Raw genomic sequence first — 18,508 nt, 5'->3', positions numbered from 1 at the left:
CATCGAAGGCTGGTACAATCGCAAGCGAATCCACGGTAGCATTGATTATTTCACACCCGATGCGTATGAGAAAATGTGCCGAGCAGCAGCGTAAATAGGGGTACAAAGAAATCTACCCCACCACAATTTCGAGCGCAACTTCCATGTATTTTCCGCTCTACATCCCGAGTAGGCGGTCAAAGGCTCTTTTCACTTTGACGGGCTACTCGGGATGTGGAACACTCCAAAAATGGACGTTGCGCAACAAACAAAAAATTAACTTGAGTGTGTCTATAATCTTGACGTAGATCCAAGAATTATGGAAAGAATTAACCATGGATGTAGCGAGACGTTTAATTTCTAACTATAAGATTAATCTAATCGTGCCAATGACTATTCGGAAAATAGAATACTTTCATTTCATTCACAACGGATTCAAAAGTATTGATGAACAAACCTATCATTTTTGTTTGAGTGCAAGTAAAGAGACAATTTACGAAAGGTTAAGACTACGTGGAGAGGAAGAAGGTAACTGGTGTTTTCAACAAACTGATAAATGCTTGGAAGCCTACAATAAATATGATTTTAGAGAGTATATAGACACAGAAAAAGTTGATATCAATGTCATTGTTCATGAAATAAAAGAAAAGTTAAATATTTAAGTTGAGGACATCCAAGAAGAATCATCGCAAGCAAGTAACGAGCCTACAGAAGAAAATTTGCAAGCGTTATACCAATAAAATTGCATTAATGCAAAGAAGTAGTTGTATACAGAAATGGAGAGATTACTTGATGTTGAAATTTATCGGCTCAGGAAGTGCATTTAATACGAAATTAGGGAACAATTCAGCTTATTATAAAGTAGGGAATCAAATGTTGCTAATTGATTGTGGAAGCAATATTTTTCACCGCATTAAGGAAAATAGTATTCTAAAAGGGATCGAGCACATCCATGTATTGGTAACTCATACGCATGCAGACCATGTAGGGAGCCTAGCTGATTTAATTTTTTATAGCTATTATTGTCATGGAGAATTTGCAATACCGAAAGTGACTGTTTATTACGTCGATGATGTGAAAATTAATGAACTATTGGCCATCAATGGCATCATCCCTGATATTCATTGCTTAACAAAAAAATTACATGCAGATACACAATACACACTTAATTTCTGTAAAGTGCTATTCGAGAAATCTAGTCATGTTGAAGAGATCCCTTCTTATTCAATTGAAATAAATATTGATAACAAGCATATTTATTACACCGGAGATACGAATAGTCTAAAATCATCTTTACTAAATCCTGAATCGAGTAAGCTATATGATTATGTATATGTAGATACTTGTAAAGCAGATTATGATGGCAATGTTCACTTGTCATTACGAAAGCTTAGTGAATTAGTTCGTCATGAATTACGTTCGAAATTTTGGTGTATGCATTTAGATGAAGGTTTTGAGCGTCAAGAAGCGGAAATGTTAGGATTTAATGTTGTGACGAATGAATTTTAGTTACTGGTAATAACGATGGGGGAACAGTTTTTATTTTTGATGCATTAATCATTTAATTCAATGAGATAAGGCAAAAGCATATATGACCAAGTTTCAATTAACGTTGAACTTGGTTTTTTTAGTATGTCTATATCCAAATTTTATAAATTTAGGTATTGATAAGCTTTATATTACAGTCTATATTGTTTATATAGTATATATACAATATGTATTTAAGGGTTTTGTAGTATTCAATTAAATTAGAAGGGGAGTTAGCCATAATGGCAGATACAATAAAAAAAGATCGTCCTATTCGAAATCGAAATTGGATGAAAACTTTGGGAGCATTTCTCGCGTTGCTATTATTCTTTTTCCTTTGTGAAACGTATTCATGGCCACTGTTCAGAAAATTTAACGAAGGAACCTTATTCGGGAGAATTTCTAATTCAGAACTTTTTGTGGAATGGTTTACTCCATATAACACACCCCAATTTAATCTTTTCACCGCATTCTTTGCCATTACACTACTTCCAAGTGCACTAATAGGTGCCGTAAAAGATATCTTTTCTAGAGAATAAAACGATCAGACGTTGCGAATACCGAAAAAAGTGAAGAAATAGCGAACATCCCTCAAATCGTCAAAATAGTTGAGGGATGTTATTGTAATAGCTATTCTTTAATTGTTTCGTCAAATGATTTTCGACCCGGATTCACTTTATTGACGGTAACGTTTAATTTACTAAGCGAATCTGCTGACAATGGAATCTTGCCATCTTTCTCTAATTTTTTCCACGTCTTTACGTCTTTTCGATATAGATGCTCCGATAAGCGGTAAATATCAGCATCTAATTTTAAACCCTCTTCATATGTTGTTTTTATATCTTTTTTAACTGCCGCAACAATGCCTTTTCTTATTTCATCAGTGGTTATTTTTCCTTTAAAACCATTGATGATTGCATTAAATTTTACATCTACTTCAAATTTTACATCACCGTTTTTTACAATTGGTTTAACGTCTGTACTTAATTTTTCTAAATCAACTGTTAAGTAATCTCTTTCTTTACTGTCTAATTTAAAGGTTACGTCTCCTCGAGCTTTTTTATCATGCATCCATTGGGCCCCTTTAGCAGCCTCATTCTTAACGAAGCCTTTAAAACCATCCTTAGAAAATACGCCAAAACCCGTTAAGGCAGTTTCCTCTGTTGGTTCGTTTGTATTTTCCCAGTTTTTATTAATTGTCACGAATGGAATATTCACTTCATGACTCGGTTCGTTTAATTTGATAACGAGGTTGCGTAAATCAACGGGCTCTACAAATGTTTCTAACTCTTTTGTATGCAATGGATTACTTAATTTTGAAGCTGTGATTGATTTATTTAATAATGGTGTCACTAGAAGAATATCTTTAATAGGGTCTTGTGTACAATAAGTCAATATTTGATATCTTGTTTCCCGATGACGCAGAAAACTGTCAATAACGGAAATCGCATTTTCACTTTTCAAAGCATCCTCAGAGAAAAGAAGGTAGGTCATATGTCCCCAAAAAACTTTTTGGTCGATCGAACGATACAATTTGAAAAAGGCTTCTTCCATTGTTTTTCCTTTAGCAAACCCAATCTCTGCCTGTGCAGTTTGAGGAGCAGGCGTTTCAGATTTAGCAACATTAGCAAAGTTGATGATTTGCATATATATTTCATATTGACCATCTTTAAAATCGATACCAATACCGTCAACATAGTACATTCTTTGAGGTTCAGAGACATCCCAACATCCAGAAAGCAATAGTACAACTGATAAACTTACTATTAATGCAATTTTTTTCTTCATGTTTGATCCCTACTTTTAGCAATTCTTATGTTATTAGGAGGAGCAAAGTGGTTTGTTTGATACAGTTTAAGCTTAGACAAAAAATGAGAGGATTATAAGTAGTGGAAAACTATGAAATAAAAGATCAGGACTCAATCCCTAGTGTTCGAAAAATGGTCAAGGGATTTTTGGTGAATGTTGTGGCACTCTAATAAAGGTAATTTCCGTTCCAAGCTACTCGCTCCCAGTGGGCGAGTAGCTTGGAACGGAAATCAACAGTAGCGTAGAGATTTTTATGAATAATCAGAGGGGATGAAGAAAACCCCCGCTGATTAGTAGTCTAAACTTTAAATTCCTTTATTATCGCGAATTTCTATTATGGTTCCTTCGGGTGCTTTTAACTTACATAGCTGACCATTTTCAACCTTATAAATAATGTCACCTTTTTTGTAGATAAAATTCACATTCATATCCTTCAGTCGATCTACCTCATCACTAAGATTGTCAACCCATAAACAGAAATGTACAATGCCTTGACCATTTGAATTGCATACCTCAAGTTCTTCATTATATTTTCCCGTTTGGAGTTCAATATAAAAGGTTCCGAGCTTTAACCAAGTGTTAAAATGTCTATCATGGAAATTTGGTGACTCTTGTACAAGTTCAAATCCTAATACTTCCGTATAAAAATTTACAGACTCAGCATATGTATTAGTTTGTATACATATGTGATGCACATATTTTCCAACCATAAATTTAGATCTCCCTTTTTTAAAAAATTTTACGCTAATCAAAATGCATATCGATTAGGCTAAGATAGCAATAAAGTGGCATACGAATTCCATCATATTCTTATCTATCCTTAAAGACAACTGTATAATGCATTCCTTAGAGCCAGTTCTCTTGGTTCATTAGCCATACCAAAGCCATGCTTATTCATTGCGTAAGCATAACCTAACCCCTCATCTGGATCAGCAAAGCAGAATGAGCCTCCAGCTCCAGGATGTCCAAAAGAGCTCTCACTTCGACCAAATGGCATATCTGAAAAGTGTTTCCAAAACCCTAAAGAGTAAGCGATGTTTATACAATTTACATGGTCATAAAAACCTTCTGTTGGGGGAGTAGCGCTCTTTCTTAATTCATTCGTAGTGGAAGAATTTAATCCCAGTATTTTCGCTCCACTTGCAAATGCACCATAAATTTTTGCCATCGCTTTTACTTGTCCAACGCCATTACCTGAAGGAAATTCAATAGATAGTATAGGACGATGATTAAAATTATCATTCGCAACAAACTTTTTAGGGTCAACTAAACTTCGAGCTACTAGTGACTTAGCATTTAAAAATCCAAGTAACATTTTGGGTGGCAATTTAGTTAGCCCCTTAAGTAATTGAATAGGATGATTTATTCCTTCAATCGTTGTCATTCTATCTTTTGAGATTTCTGCGGGCAAACCAATATAAAATTCAGCATTGAGCGGTTCAGCTATTTCTTCGTTAAAAAAATCTTTTAAAGTACGTTTTTTTGGATCCGTTCTTTTAATAAGTTCAGAAATTAAAGTTCCTATAGTCCATGCGTGATACCCATGAAATTTTCCGACTTCCCAATCTGGTTTTCGTGCAGCAAGGGAAGGTGATAGACGTGAAGTATCTAGGTCTTCTATATTTTCAATTTTAAGTTCATCGAGAGTGGATAAACCAGCTTGATGTGCAAGAAGCTGTCTAACTGTAATTTTCTCTTTGCCATTCTGAGTGAATTCTGGCCAATATGTACACACGGTCTCATCATAGTTAATGTAACCTTTTGAATGAGCTAGACTTAAAGCTAATGCAGCAAACCCTTTTGTAGCTGAAAACACTTGAACTAATGTGTCTTTCTCCCATTGTGCAGAAGTTTTTCGATCTCGATATCCGCCCCATAAATCAACGACAGGTTCGTTATTAATATACACAGAAAAGGCAGCTCCAAGTTCTCCTCGGTCTGTAAAATTCTTAATAAACTCGTCCTTCACTAATTCAAAACCCGGTGCCACAAAACCATGAATGGGAATACTATTTTTTATTCTCATATTGTTTTCTCCTTCTGATATAATATCCATATCTTTACAAAAAAGAATAAATTTAATAAAATTAACTTAACAGATAAATGACTAAAAAACAACAAATAGTCAAATAAAGAGGTGCGTTAGAATGGCAAGAATTTCAGCTGAACAGAGAAAGCAAATACATGAAACACTTCTCAGCAAGAGTAAAGAATTATTTATTCAGTACGGATTTTCGAAAACAAGTATTGATGACATTGTAAATGCTTGCGGAATTGCAAAAGGTTCTTTTTATTCATATTATCCAACAAAAGAAGAATTATTTTACGCGGTGTTACGAAGGGAAGAAGAAATAAAAAATACCATCATTACTGAGGTAATGAGTGAATCTTTACCACCAAAGGAACTTTTAATGAGATTCTTTGACATCTCCTTTAAAGCTATTGAGGAAAATGAATTTTTCCAAAGTCTATATCAAAGAGGAGAGTACGAGCGAATAGTTAAGAGACTCCCGAAAGAACTTATCGATGACCATGCCAGGGAGGATTTAGAGAGTTCATTACAGTTTGTTAAATTTCTTCAAGAAAAAGGGGTTACAGAAGAAGATCCTGAAATTTTAATTGGCCTTTTTCGAATAATGATGCTTTTACCTTTACATCGACAAGAGATTGGGGAACAAATGTTTTTAAAGACCATAAAAAAAATGATTGAATGTTTATCAAATGATTTAACTTCTTTCAGCAAATGTTTTTAGTAGCGAAAGCAAAGCGTCAGCTACAGAAGTCTCCCACCTCTATAGATGGTGAAATGAATGTAGGTTTAAGTTACTTTTCAGCGTGTATCCAAACATCCGCTGAAATAGAGGAACTCAGGCTAAGAGCTTCACATCCTGTGAAAACGCCTGAGTGACCAACGTCGTGTTGGCCTAAAGCCTCCGGCGGATGTCACGGAATCGAAAAGGAGTTCTTAAAGGATGTTAGCCTAAAATCATCGCATCCATGCGATAACGGCTAACTGACCTGCATCGTGCAGGCCTAAGCAAAAAGCCGATTCCGGACGCAATTATGCCGAGGCATAATTGATCTAGAAAAATAGTTGAATGGAAGGAAGCGTTATTAAGAGACAATTGACCTGTGCTCTTCATAGAAGTCACATGAGTGAGGACCATCTCAAATAATAGCAGAATAGCTTATTACCGAGGAAATAACGTGTATAAATGACACCAAAATGGATAATTTATAAATCGGAGGTGATAATTTTGACTAAAGAAAAGCGTAATAACCTTGAACTAGATCAAGTAGAACTTGGATCAGATTTAAGCCCAGATGATTTAGATGTACGTGAAGAAAATGATATGACAAAAGAGCAAAAGAACAATTCAAGTAAAGAAAAACAATGCAACGAAAACACTTCCTCAAGAAGTAATAAATAATAAAGTAAATCGCATAAAATTTATTACCACAATCTGGATCATCACCATAACGTGTGGTTGATTTCCGTTCCGACTGGGCACTTTGTTGCTGACGCTTCGCTTTCGCACAGATAAAACATTTGCCGCTGACGCTTCGCTTTCGCGCAGAGCAGAGCTTCCTGGGGGCGTCCGATGAGCCGCTTCACTCGCGTTGCTCGCTCCAGGGTCTCATTTGTGACGCTGATCCCCAAGGAGTCGCCCAGTCTTCACTCCAATCAACTTATATACAAGGCATACGTCTTAACAAATGTCACCCACAACTTTTGGTGATGAGCCCACAATCTTTAGGTTGTGGTAATTTTTTACTTAGGTGTTTTAAAAGGTGATTTATGGGGAGGAGATGTCCATATACAACTTGAAATATTTAATTACTTTTATGGGAATAATCTTGGTTTTTATAGCAGGTTGTTCAGATGTAAGAAATGAAGAGCAAATGATAGAAGTTCAAATGCGTATTGGTGATGAAAATAATTATGAAGACTTCAAAGAAATCACTGATCATGAGCAAGTTAAAAAGGTGCAAAAGATACTAGATGATATTGATTGGAAAAATGCAAAAGTAGATATGGCACGTCCTGCAGATTACATATTTTATTTTCAATTTAATAATCCAGAAATAGAAGCAAAAGTGGTGTTATATGAACTTTGGATAAGTCCGAATAAAGATAAGGTGGAACTCGTAATAGATGCTCAAAGTAAGTATAGTCAATTAGACAAGAAGAAGTCAGGAGAACTATTTGAAATACTTACTGGTGAAAAATTAAGCTGATCTCAAATAATTATTGGACCTCGAATTAGAGGTCTTTTATTTTACACTTCACAATAGCATCGGCAGTAAAATGTCCATCGTAATACCTCTGTTTGTATTTTTAATATGATGACTTACTTCTTTCAATTTCCTCGATTCGTTTTTCTAGTTCCTTTGCTGGCCACAAATACCCATGCAACAATAAAGGCTATCGCAATCACTGTAAAAGAAATAATGATAGGTGCAATAATGATCAAAGCAAAGCCATTTAGTAGCACTGAGCGGTACATTATTTGATACTTAAAACTTTTAATGATAGAAACCAGAGCTACAGATGGAAAAAAATCTGTGGCTCATTTTTCGGCTTTTTAAATGTTGATTAATACAACTAATACAGTTCTATTTCATAATACCAATGTAATCCGTTGAGGAATGTAAATAAATCGTGAACTTTCCTTTTGTATACTTTACAATCTCTCCTTCACGCCCAATCTCTCGCCAACCATTTTTCTTAATCAGCAATCTATAACTCAATGGAATACCATTATCGCCACTAGCCTTTGACCAAATATAGTGTTTACCAACTTCATTTTCGCTTTCTAATTCAGCACTTTTAGGAACAGGGAAATCATACATATCATTTAGAAAAAAATAGTTTTTATCTAAATTAGTATAATAAAGGTATCCTATACCAATTAGAAAAGCTATCGTAAGCAATGAAATTAATAATCGCTTCACTATTTATCCTCCTCGTATAGTTACCTTCCTTAGTTATGTCCAAGGCTGTAACTGATAGAACTAAAGCCCAGATTTCACACATAATAGTGATTACCAGGTCTCTTTCTATGAGTTAAGAATTTTTGTTCTGGAATATTCTAAAAAGAACAAACAAGCACTTTACCGTTTTTATTTTAAAAAGTTCTTATTTACTAACTCTAAGGTATTTTTAATAAAATCTTGGTAATGCGTTTGGGGTAGGGAATCTATTTTGCTAGCTGCTTTCTGCGCATAAAAAAGTGCTTCCTCTGCTTTTCCTAGTTGCATAAGACAGATGGCTCTATAAGAATAAGCAGTGTAAAGAATACATAGTTCAAGCGGGTAACAATTGGAGCTTGGCATCTTAAATTTCTCAAATGCTTCTAAGGCTTCAGTTAGCTGTCCTTTTCCTAATAAAGCTTTTCCTTTTTCAAGAAAGTAAAAATCACTTCCAATATTCCCTTTTAATACCGTAGCAAATTTATCTAAATAACAAAGAGCTAGATCATAATCTTTTGGTATTTGATTGTAATAATGAGCTTGAAGTAACAAAGTGAAAGCCAAGGACTTATCATTTTCGCTAAAAACCGCAAACTGTTCTGACTTCTTTATAAAATAAGCATAATCTTTTTCGTTGTTATGAAGAAGGGCTTGGAACGCTGCAATCCGGAAAATATTATCCATCTTATAATGGACCATTTTCTTCTTAGACATTGTAATTAATTGATGAAGCTTATCCTTCCCAGCTATATATTCACCTATCCCGAAAAGTAAGACCATTTCAACGTAATTCGCCTCTAATTCAACGAGCATATCAATCATTGTTGCTTTTTCATCATACTCTTTTCTTACATTCCGTAACATTTTCAGGGCATTATGATACTCACCATTTTTCGCATGGTATTCTACTGCGTATACTTTAGCTGCCAAACTGTGACTATAAAGAGATAACCGATCATAGATTGTTACTGCCCGATTTATCAACATTTCTCCATTGTTTTGATCTGACTTCATAACTGTCCTTCCTGCAATTTCTAATATCCTAGCAGATTCCAATGAAATGGGAAACTGACGGTCAAAAATGTCTTGAGTCAAACTAATTATTTGTTCATCATTATTTTTTTCAAACGCTTCCTCTATTTTATTAAACAAATTTTTTAGCTCATCAGGAGTAGGGTTTCCTAATAAATATTGAGGGTCACAGCCTAACTGGCACGCTATAAATTTTAAACTGTCCATCGAAGGGTTTGCGCGCCCGTTTTCAATCATACTCAACATTCCTTTTGACATTTTATCACCTGCTAGTTCTACAAGTGTCATACCTTTTTCTACTCTTAATTTTTTGATTCGTTGTCCTAACTCATTCATGTTCTAACATCCCTTGAAATTCAATTTGCAAGTTCAATTATATTAAACTTCAGCTTGAAAAGACAATTATTACATGTTACGATTAAGTTCAATTTAATTGAACTTCTTTGCCTTGGAAATTACAAAAGTAGGATAGAAGTGAGTTTTTATAAGATCAAAAAGGAAGTTGAGGGATTACATATGAGTGAATTAATTGAAAATGAAGCAGGAAAAAAATTAAATATAGGTGGCATTGAATTATACTATGAATTGTTAGGGGAGCATCACGAAGGTCCAACTTTAGTTTTTGATTCAGGGTATGGAGTTACTTTAGAAAACTGGCATTCGATTAAGGATGAAGTGTCAAAGTTCTCAAGAATGTTTATTTATGACAGAGCAGGAATCGGAAAAAGTGGTATGGATGATAGACCACGACATAGTAGACAAAGTGTCGAGAACTTACGTATATTACTAAAAAAAGCTGAGGTAAAGCCTCCTTATGTATTAGTGGGCCATTCATTAGGAGGATTAAATATAAGATTATTTGCAAGTACATATCCAGAGGAAGTCGCAGGAGTAGTTCTTTTAGATTCATCTCATGAGGATCAAAATAAAATACTGCCTCCTTTATTTACAAAAGAAGTTCAGGAAGCGTATTATAATCAATTTACTTTGGAAGGATCTCTTCATGAAGTGGAAGAAAGTTTAGAGCAAGTACGAAATAAATCTTTTGGAAATATTCCATTGATTGTCGTTACAGGCGGTCTACAGCCTTTTCACACAAAAGAATCTATGGCTATTTGGATGAAATTTCAGGGAGAGCTTGCAAACTTGTCAACTATTAAGCAACACATTATCGTTGAAGATGCTGGGCATGCGATACATATTGATAAACCAGACGTTGTTATTGGTATATTAAGAGATATTTTAAGTAAGTAAAAGTTGACAAGAAGCACTTAGAGGATAGTGAATTTCGTTAATAAACACAGTAGTAAGAGGAATGAAAATGACCAGCCTTATTTTTAGTAATATCGTTGGTTTCCTCTTAGTAATCTCACTCTATATATTACCATTTGTTATTATCATAAAATTTTATTACTTTTTTAAAAAGCATGAAAAGCGAAAAGATGAAATGTTTGAAATTGAAGAAAAATGCTATCCTATTACAGAAACGTATAGATGAAATGAACAATCGACTAAGTGACATTGAAAAAAATTTAAAAGAAGTAGATTAAAAAATGAAACGGCTTATAATCATTGCGATTAAAAGCCGTTTTTTATGTATGAATAACTGTCGTAAGCAGAAACAGTTGTTGTTTGCTGAATTTGAAAAATAGTATTGTAATGTGTCAGGAACATTTGATTAAATACCGCATTGCGCGTCGGGCCAAATACAACGAAAATCGGTTTCCAAAAAAACATTAGAAGTAACGTAAAAATTTTAGACATACCAACCCATGCTTTTATATGATTTTGTTACACAATATTTATCTTTTAATACTAAAAAATGAAACTTTTGGATATTACATTCGTATTAATTAGAAAATACTGATTTTTCTGGAGGTAATATGTTAAAGTTTAGAGGTTTCTTTCTTATAATTATTCTGTTATTAACAGCGTGTACGCAGGATACAGTTGTTCCTAAAGAAAAATTACAAGATGAGTAGAATGATGAAAACATTGTTGTTACAGCGGATGGGAAAATAACCTTTGAGATTATTAATACAATAAAGGTTCCGCAAGAAAAAGTAGAATCAATAAAAGATGAACTCCTTCATGCCTATGATGATATTCAGAATTCAATTCATACTGCATATGTTCCATCCGAGAGAATCAAGGTATATCTCAATGAAGGAAATGATGTTTCGTTGGGGTTGAAATCGAAAATCGAACTATTTGACATTAAGGAAAATCAATATCCACTTGTCCATGAACTAACACATTCCATACTTGGTTATGGCAACAATTTTGATACAAGCAGTGGCTATTTTACGCAAGAGGGTTTTGCTGATTATATGGAAGAAATGTATGGGAAAACGAAGACAAGTTCCCATCAGTTTATGAAGTATTTTATGGATTCAAACAAATTAATTCCAATTAGCAAGTTGATCGATCCGAATCAAGACGACTCTTATTTTCGCCCAAACCTTACAAATCCAGAACAGCTGAACACCCTTAGATGGATGAGCTATACGCATTCAGCTTCTTTTATTAAATATTTAATTGATACCTATGGATTAGAAAAGTTTGAACAGATATACAACGAAAAGGACTTGGTCAAAAAAATAGAGGACGTATATGGAAAAAGTGTGGGTGAGCTAGAAAATGATTGGTTAGTTTTTATTAATAATCAAACCGGGCTAACATATGAAGAAAAATCTAAAATAGGATATTTTTACAGAGTTAATTCTATTATTATTCAAATTGATCCAAAATATTTTTCAAAGGAATAATTATATGGAATTAATGGTTCACGAACCCTCCAATTTGGAGAATTCCCTTTATGACAGTACATAAAGAGAAACTGTAATCAGTGTGGTTTTTCATCCCCAATGATTATAGTCTTCATCAATCGGGCTTTTACGGGTTGTAAGACTCGCACCTAACTTATTGGCTGAATTTTGAAGTGGGAGTCCTACTGCCCGTTAATGCGGGATAAAATACCATTGGTAATTGTCGATAAAAATGAAAAGTATCGTAGGAGGGCAACGGATGAATAGTAAACTTTTAACTGTGGCAGATGCTGAGGCATATCGGAATTTAAGATTAGAAGGATTACAAAATAATCCTGAAGCATTTGGTTCTAGCTTTGAGGAGGAAAAGAATGATCAGATTGAGCTGTTTGCCAACCGGTTTGAATCACAGGGTACCTTTACGTTCGGGGTATTTGATCATGAAGAATTAGTGGGCGTTACGACGTTAGTTCAGGAAAGTAAGCTTAAGTTAAAGCATAAGGCAAGCATCTTTGCTGTTTATGTTTCTCCAAGAATGCGTGGACTTGGCGTTGGCAAACATTTAATGATTGAAGCAATTAACAAGGCGAGGGAGTTAAAGGGTGTTGAGCAGCTTAATTTAACCGTTGTGTCAACGAATGCTTCAGCAAAAAGGCTATATTTTTCTTTAGGGTTTGAGGTTTTTGGAACGGAGAAGAGGGCAATGAAAATAGGTCAACAATATTTTGATGAGGATTATATGGTTTTATTTCTTTAGAGTGAACAACTCCAATAGCTTTTTAGCAATTGGAGTTGTTTGGTTTTTATGGAGAGCTCCAACGAAATAATGTAATCAAAGCAATGGTTAAAATAACCACAGCAATCATAAAAGCGACATAGGTACTAAATTTGCCCGTTTTATTTTTTAGTAGCTTTAAACTCAGTACTATATTGATTATTGATAAAGAGAATGCTAGCCAAATCCCTAAATTCCCTAAGCGTTCAATTTGAATGGGTGATTGATTGTAAAAATAATTGTAGGTGATACCAAGAATAAGTAAAATTGTCAGCACAATATTGGTCGATGCAATTTTCTTGTTGCTAATCATAATTGCCTCCAATCGATCCTTTTATTGATGTATAGTATGCTTGAAAAAATAATCTGACAAAATTTCATGGTTTTGATTACTTTACTTAGGTACACAATAAAATAGGAGCATTTACAATCTAATGAACCCTAAAAAGGAGGGGAATTTATGTGGAAGATGATAGTTAGACAAGTTATTACAGGCCCACGAGAATTAGTGGGTGTAATTAAAGTTAAAGATAATTGATTTGCTGTCTAGTAATAATTAAGTCGTTTCATTTTGAAGTGTTAAACATGCATAAATACCTTCAAAATAAAAAACAAGCAGCCAATAAAATTGGTCGCTTGTTTGGACCCTTACATTTAAAAGGGCAATAACATTTAATTAATGAAATCTTGAGGAATACATTCACGAACACCAGAATTTCTCATGGAGTTAAATAAAGCTGCACCGATCCTTAAGAGAACATTGGTGTCAGTTCCATTTTCTAAATCATAGATGACATAGTATGCATTATCAACTGTAAAAATACATTTTCGTTCTAATTCAAACCCAGGTGGTACAGTTGGAAGAGTATTAACTGGACGAATCACAGGTGTATCTCCTTCATCTCTGATAAAATTGAAAGTTTGTTGGTCAATCTCATAGATATTAACTGGATCAATCTCCACACCTTCATCTGGAATTGTAATTTCATCTTCAACTAATAGGAAAAAGCGTTCGTTTCGAAAATTGAAAAGACTTCTCGAGCCTATTTCAAATGTTGCCATTTTATATTCACCTCCTCTCCTATAAATAAGTTATTCATATTGAATACAATTGTTTGGACAATAAGGAAGGTAGAGTGAAAAATAATTAAAATAAACATTCATAGTAGTTGTTCCAGCATGACTGCTAAAGAAGCAAATGTTGAATACATGGAAGTTGTTTAGTTTTGATCGTAAGAAGATAATCCTCGAAATAGATATTAATAATGTTGTTTAAAATTGGACTATAAAGCCCTGATAATTTAAGGTTCACCCTTTTTAAACAACTATATTATGCTGGAACATTTGCTAAACAATATGAAAAAAAGAGGAAATAGACATAATCGTCTATTTCCTGCTCCATCGCTTTTAATTTAGCTTTATGTTTAGCTATATGAATAGAGTGGTACTGCTCGTAACGAAACATTCTGCATGAGCAATGAATTTTTCCTTTGCTCAAAGTACCGCGTACAGGCATGCACTCGCTTTCTCGATGTAAAGCATGACCTACATTGTTTATATTAATTTGAGTTGTATTTTTTAGTAGGTGGTAAATCAGCTGACCATCTAATCAAATCAAAAAAAGGTGATAGGTTTAGAACTTGATCAAATTTTATTCCAGATGACCATGAATTGTGCTGCTTCAGATTCAAGAGCAATTAGGTGATCTTCAGTGGAGGGGTTATCTGAAATTAGTTTACCTTTTTGGACGTTTAATATTGCAGGTTTTACATCAGGAGCATGTTCAATGGTGAACTCAGATTGATTTAATAGTGTCAAAGATGAGCGACATTTGTTTTTATCAATTCGTTCGTCCTTCCCTTTGAAATATAACTTGATTAAATGCGGAACTCCGTTAATCTTTAATCCGAGTTCTGGTGAAGAACGAACGGTTATATATTCGCTATTCCAATTGGATTTGCCAGGTTCAAACCATTCAATTTCTTTATTTTTAATAAATTTTAAATGTGCTTTGACTGTTTCAAGGTAATTATTTTGTTTAGCTTGAGAAACCTTTTCAACAAGAGAAAGCAGGTAATCGTTACTAAATTCTTTCTCATGAAATTTTCGGATACCATCTCGTAATGGTTTCCAGTAATCGAAAGCAGGATTGTATTCATTTTGATATTTTATTTGTCTTACCATAGAGGTTTTACCAGTAACACCCTTGAAAGTAAAGTCTGTAAATTGTGTAAGACCGACAGATATCTTTTTTGAAGACATTCATTACAACTCCTTTATTTGTAAAAATTCCACATTTGTATCGTCCATGACAATCGTCGTGTATTAACGACAACCCAATTGGCTGAGAGTTACAAAACTGAATAATAAAGATCGCTATAAAGAGAGAAGGTAAAGGCCATTCATTTACAAAGTAGATTTCGGACGCATAATTGATACGCTTTATGAGTAAAAGCAAATTTCACACAACAACAATTAACAGACAAATTACATCGTAGCCGTATTTCTAAGTACGAAAAAGAATCAAACCCAATTGAAATGCCAACATTCATGCACAGACGGACAAGTGGCAACGGCTACCATGATGTACGGAATGGAGGCTATGTAAGATTACTATGTAGCCATTGGAAGGCCTATGACATTATTTGTAGTTTAGAAGCACTACAGGCTAGTTAGAAAATTAACTACAAGGAAGTGGGGGAGGTTATTAATAGCCTTCAACAGTTGGAGGTGCTAAATGTAAGGATGCTTGGTTTTAGAGGGCAAGTGGCGGTTCAGATGGTGGAGTGGTTAATTGAATGATCTTTATATGGCAGAGGTTGGACAAGATCGGAAATATTAGAAGTTTTGTTTTGTGCGATATGTGGGTTAACCATCATAGCAATTGGTACAGTGATTAAGCGCGGCATATTCTTGAATTAAACAAAAAAGCTGCCTAACAGTTACCTGTTAAACAGCACATGGATATTGTAAATATAAAACAAAAATAGGTAAATGTCAACAAATTCATTAGACATTGACGTCAAGCAGGCTGAAAATGGTTGGTTAGCGTTAATCAAAATCAGTATGATGCGCTTGCTAGTTTTATATCCAAAAAAATTGCGTTCAATTAAAATATTTAAACTCTCGCCAATGGGATATGGCATGCCTCAGATATCATTTATTAAAATAAATAGACAACCGAAATTTAAACAAGAAGATTCCATATGTATTTAATTCCATCCCATAAAGCCAAGGCTAAAATTACTGCTAAAACCCCTTTTATTAAATCTTTCATTAGGAACCTCCATAGAAATTGTTATTAATGTATTTACGAAAGAGAGTTAAAAAAGATTCATTTTGTCATTTCATTTGAACACAGTACGTTTTTTTGTAGTAATAAAAACTGTAAAAAGCCAATTGGATAATTCCGATTGGCTAAGAATTCATATTTTAACTAGAAACGTTAAATGCCTAAAAACTTTTTAATTTGAAGTTGTCAAAAAGCTGCATTAATGAAACTTAGAGCATCAGTAATTATTTCTTGTATGCCAGTTAAGTTGTTTTCCAAGAAAAACACGCCTTTTTTTACTTTTAAACGACGAAAAAATCTAGAAATATTGTATGTACATTATTTGATTATTTTTTTTATTTGCTTTAATTCGTAAATAAGATGATCAATCTGTTTTTGCATATTATCTTTCTGCAAGGATTGTTTTGCATCATTTTGAGAATTTTGGGTATTGGAATTTCTTAACGCATCTAATGCAAGACCAGCAGCTATTGTTGAAATTCCATCTCCTAATGTAGAAATAGCTGCGCCGACATAGGCCAACTTGGCTGCATAAATCTCAAGAGAATCATTGGATTGACTCGAATTACCATTACTGTTATTTATGTTCCATCCCTCCTTCAGAATAAGTCCGATATTGTATCATATGCTTCACGTTGAAAAAATGAAAAGAAAAATTTATTCATACGAGGCAATCATGTAGAGAAATTAGGGATTTATTCCATTGTAATTGAACTGAGATAGCATCAGATATTCAACAGAAGTTGACTGTAGATGAGTTTAAGTTGACTGTAGTTAAGTAATTTACACAACGGGCCGAGTGGTTACTGAACAATATGGAAGAAATGGGGGGGAGCAATGAACGAGGGTAATTGGTATACAAACCAACCCCTACTTTTTATTTGTTTGATTAACTTTTTGTTACATTTTATTTTTATAATATTTTTAAAAAACGAAACTTTCGAATTTTAATTCCGTATAAATTGGAAAATACTATTTTTTCTGGGGGTAAAAATGAAAAAGTTTAGAGGCTTCTTTCTTATATTAGTATTCTTATTAACTGCTTGTACTCAGGATACAGTTGTTCCTAAAGAAAAAGAAGAAGAAAAAAATAATGAAAATATTGTGGTTACACCGGATGGAAAAATAACCTTTGAGATTGTTAATAATATTAAGGTTCCTCAAGAAAAAGTAGAATCAATAAAAGACGAAATCCTTACTGCCTATGATGATATTCAAGATTCAATTCATACTGATTATGTTCCATCTGAGAGAATAAATGTATATCTCAATGAAGGAAATGAAATATCATGGGGTCTGAGATCGAAAATCCTACTATATGGTATTAGAGAAGACCGTTATCCACTTGTTCATGAACTGACACATTCTTTACTCGGTTATGGTAACAATTTTGAAAAAAGCAGTGGCTACGGCTATTTTACGCCAGAGGGTTTTGCTACTTATATGGAAGAAAAGTATGGGAAAATAAACTCATATTCCCATCAGTTTATGAAGTCTTTTATCGATACAAATAAATTAATACCTATTCGCAATTTAATAGATCCAAATCAAGACGATTCCTATTTTCGACCAGACCTTACAAGCCAAACAGGGGACACCCTTATGTGGATGAGCTATATTCATTCAGCTTCATTTATTAAATATTTAATTGACACTTATGGGTTAGAAAAGTTTGAAAAGATATACAACGAAAAGAATATAGGTGAAAAAATAGAGGAAGTATACGGGAAAAGTATTAGTGAGATAGAAAATGATTGGATAGGTTTTATAAAAAATAGTCAAGAACCAACAAATAAAGAGAAAATAAAAATGATGAATTATTCTTATTTATCTTCTTCACTTATTGATCAAATTGATCCAAAGTATTTTACAAAAGAATAGTTCGGAATGTACGTGAGAAAAAGAACAACCTAATTAACTATTTGACCTCAGTAGACGAGCCTTATCACTAGCACGGTAAGGCTTTTTATTATGCTTTGAAAACTGCAACGATTAGATTACGGGTGAGAAGTATCTCTGGAACATTAGATACCAAAGAAGGCCGGCATGTTCTAGTAGCCGATAGGTCCAGAGTTTGGTAGAGAATGAATCGAATGGAACGTACCATAAAAAAGAAACTGAAGCGGAGCAAATTTAAAGCTGAAACGAAAATAAAGTTACCCTCTGCAGCACCTACTTTAACAATAACAATAAAATAAGCGGTTAAATTAGTATTTTCGATGTGAGCAGTTATAGTAACTACGATTTCTTTAATGGCTCTAATATGACCAAATTGATCAACTGTTGCAATACTCTCCTGGTTGCTATTCGCTCTAATGAAACTTAACATTTAGAATTGTTAAATAATTCAGT

General features: G+C 33.8%; 22 protein-coding genes. 11 read left to right on the top strand and 11 right to left on the bottom strand.

Going from position 1 to position 18,508, the window contains the following annotated elements:
• The first annotated feature begins 314 nt into the window (after positions 1-314).
• The 3 genes from ACVWXS_RS17510 (at position 315) to ACVWXS_RS17500 (ending at position 2,045) form a co-directional block, all read left to right on the top strand.
• Entirely contained in the window at positions 315-641 is a 327-nt protein-coding gene (locus tag ACVWXS_RS17510; protein WP_456959385.1) for a hypothetical protein, read from the top strand.
• Between the two features lie 130 nt (positions 642-771).
• Positions 772-1,488, top strand: a complete 717-nt coding sequence (locus tag ACVWXS_RS17505; protein ID WP_456959384.1) for an MBL fold metallo-hydrolase — start codon at positions 772-774, stop codon at positions 1,486-1,488.
• A 260-nt stretch (positions 1,489-1,748) separates the two neighbouring features.
• On the top strand, positions 1,749-2,045 hold the full coding sequence (locus tag ACVWXS_RS17500) for a YfzA family protein (RefSeq protein WP_456959383.1): 297 nt from the start codon (positions 1,749-1,751) through the stop codon (positions 2,043-2,045).
• A gap of 91 nt (positions 2,046-2,136) precedes the next feature.
• Here ACVWXS_RS17500 and ACVWXS_RS17495 read toward each other — a convergent pair whose 3' ends face one another.
• From ACVWXS_RS17495 to ACVWXS_RS17485, 3 genes are all read right to left on the bottom strand, one after another.
• Positions 2,137-3,294: a Ger(x)C family spore germination protein gene (locus tag ACVWXS_RS17495; protein WP_456959382.1), complete on the bottom strand. Its 1,158-nt coding sequence runs from the start codon at positions 3,292-3,294 to the stop codon at positions 2,137-2,139.
• Between the two features lie 326 nt (positions 3,295-3,620).
• Positions 3,621-4,025, bottom strand: coding sequence for a VOC family protein (locus tag ACVWXS_RS17490; protein ID WP_456959381.1), 405 nt, complete (start codon positions 4,023-4,025; stop codon positions 3,621-3,623).
• Between the two features lie 110 nt (positions 4,026-4,135).
• Positions 4,136-5,341 carry a serine hydrolase domain-containing protein gene (locus ACVWXS_RS17485; RefSeq protein WP_456959380.1) on the bottom strand — a complete coding sequence of 402 codons (1,206 nt, stop codon included), beginning with the start codon at positions 5,339-5,341 and terminating at the stop codon, positions 4,136-4,138.
• A gap of 121 nt (positions 5,342-5,462) precedes the next feature.
• Between ACVWXS_RS17485 and ACVWXS_RS17480 the strand changes: the two genes are divergently transcribed.
• Both ACVWXS_RS17480 and ACVWXS_RS17475 read left to right on the top strand, forming a co-directional pair.
• Entirely contained in the window at positions 5,463-6,068 is a 606-nt protein-coding gene (locus ACVWXS_RS17480; RefSeq protein WP_456959379.1) for a TetR/AcrR family transcriptional regulator, read from the top strand.
• A gap of 495 nt (positions 6,069-6,563) precedes the next feature.
• A complete protein-coding gene (locus ACVWXS_RS17475; RefSeq protein WP_456959394.1) occupies positions 6,564-6,746 on the top strand; it encodes a hypothetical protein in 183 nt (60 codons plus the stop codon).
• 41 nt (positions 6,747-6,787) lie between these two features.
• On the opposite strand, the gene ACVWXS_RS17470 is transcribed toward ACVWXS_RS17475, so the two are convergent.
• Positions 6,788-6,976, bottom strand: a complete 189-nt coding sequence (locus tag ACVWXS_RS17470) for a hypothetical protein (protein ID WP_456959377.1) — start codon at positions 6,974-6,976, stop codon at positions 6,788-6,790.
• A gap of 149 nt (positions 6,977-7,125) precedes the next feature.
• Here ACVWXS_RS17470 and ACVWXS_RS17465 point away from each other — a divergent pair, with 149 nt between their 5' ends.
• Positions 7,126-7,554 carry a hypothetical protein gene (locus ACVWXS_RS17465; protein WP_456959392.1) on the top strand — a complete coding sequence of 143 codons (429 nt, stop codon included), beginning with the start codon at positions 7,126-7,128 and terminating at the stop codon, positions 7,552-7,554.
• A gap of 378 nt (positions 7,555-7,932) precedes the next feature.
• Here the strand turns inward: ACVWXS_RS17465 and ACVWXS_RS17460 are convergent, their stop codons facing one another.
• Both ACVWXS_RS17460 and ACVWXS_RS17455 read right to left on the bottom strand, forming a co-directional pair.
• Complete coding sequence (locus ACVWXS_RS17460) at positions 7,933-8,271, bottom strand: hypothetical protein (RefSeq protein ID WP_456959375.1); 339 nt, start codon at positions 8,269-8,271, stop codon at positions 7,933-7,935.
• Positions 8,272-8,439: 168 nt separating this feature from the next.
• Positions 8,440-9,657 carry a helix-turn-helix domain-containing protein gene (locus ACVWXS_RS17455; RefSeq protein ID WP_456959374.1) on the bottom strand — a complete coding sequence of 406 codons (1,218 nt, stop codon included), beginning with the start codon at positions 9,655-9,657 and terminating at the stop codon, positions 8,440-8,442.
• Positions 9,658-9,837: 180 nt separating this feature from the next.
• Here ACVWXS_RS17455 and ACVWXS_RS17450 point away from each other — a divergent pair, with 180 nt between their 5' ends.
• From ACVWXS_RS17450 to ACVWXS_RS17435, 4 genes are all read left to right on the top strand, one after another.
• Positions 9,838-10,575 carry an alpha/beta fold hydrolase gene (locus tag ACVWXS_RS17450; RefSeq protein ID WP_456959390.1) on the top strand — a complete coding sequence of 246 codons (738 nt, stop codon included), beginning with the start codon at positions 9,838-9,840 and terminating at the stop codon, positions 10,573-10,575.
• Between the two features lie 67 nt (positions 10,576-10,642).
• The gene (locus ACVWXS_RS17445; protein ID WP_456959373.1) at positions 10,643-10,819 is read left to right on the top strand and encodes a hypothetical protein; all 177 of its coding nucleotides are present in this window, start codon (positions 10,643-10,645) and stop codon (positions 10,817-10,819) included.
• Positions 10,820-11,510: 691 nt separating this feature from the next.
• Positions 11,511-12,089, top strand: a complete 579-nt coding sequence (locus tag ACVWXS_RS17440) for a peptidase MA family metallohydrolase (RefSeq protein WP_456959372.1) — start codon at positions 11,511-11,513, stop codon at positions 12,087-12,089.
• A gap of 259 nt (positions 12,090-12,348) precedes the next feature.
• A complete protein-coding gene (locus ACVWXS_RS17435) occupies positions 12,349-12,846 on the top strand; it encodes an N-acetyltransferase family protein (RefSeq protein ID WP_456959371.1) in 498 nt (165 codons plus the stop codon).
• A 46-nt stretch (positions 12,847-12,892) separates the two neighbouring features.
• On the opposite strand, the gene ACVWXS_RS17430 is transcribed toward ACVWXS_RS17435, so the two are convergent.
• The 5 genes from ACVWXS_RS17430 to ACVWXS_RS17410 form a co-directional block, all read right to left on the bottom strand.
• The gene (locus tag ACVWXS_RS17430) at positions 12,893-13,177 is read right to left on the bottom strand and encodes a hypothetical protein (RefSeq protein ID WP_456959369.1); all 285 of its coding nucleotides are present in this window, start codon (positions 13,175-13,177) and stop codon (positions 12,893-12,895) included.
• A 359-nt stretch (positions 13,178-13,536) separates the two neighbouring features.
• Entirely contained in the window at positions 13,537-13,926 is a 390-nt protein-coding gene (locus ACVWXS_RS17425) for a spore coat protein (RefSeq protein ID WP_456959368.1), read from the bottom strand.
• Between the two features lie 268 nt (positions 13,927-14,194).
• Entirely contained in the window at positions 14,195-14,380 is a 186-nt protein-coding gene (locus ACVWXS_RS17420) for a hypothetical protein (protein WP_456959366.1), read from the bottom strand.
• A 128-nt stretch (positions 14,381-14,508) separates the two neighbouring features.
• A complete protein-coding gene (locus ACVWXS_RS17415; protein ID WP_456959364.1) occupies positions 14,509-15,126 on the bottom strand; it encodes a hypothetical protein in 618 nt (205 codons plus the stop codon).
• A gap of 1,348 nt (positions 15,127-16,474) precedes the next feature.
• Positions 16,475-16,678 carry a translation initiation factor 2 gene (locus tag ACVWXS_RS17410; protein WP_456959362.1) on the bottom strand — a complete coding sequence of 68 codons (204 nt, stop codon included), beginning with the start codon at positions 16,676-16,678 and terminating at the stop codon, positions 16,475-16,477.
• 471 nt (positions 16,679-17,149) lie between these two features.
• Between ACVWXS_RS17410 and ACVWXS_RS17405 the strand changes: the two genes are divergently transcribed.
• Positions 17,150-18,037 carry a peptidase MA family metallohydrolase gene (locus ACVWXS_RS17405; RefSeq protein ID WP_456959360.1) on the top strand — a complete coding sequence of 296 codons (888 nt, stop codon included), beginning with the start codon at positions 17,150-17,152 and terminating at the stop codon, positions 18,035-18,037.
• Positions 18,038-18,508: the final 471 nt, after the last annotated feature.

Source organism: Lysinibacillus sp. TE18511, from assembly GCF_054062295.1.
The sequence above is the reverse complement of the archived record's forward strand: the minus strand, read 5'-3'. Positions and strand labels throughout refer to the sequence as shown.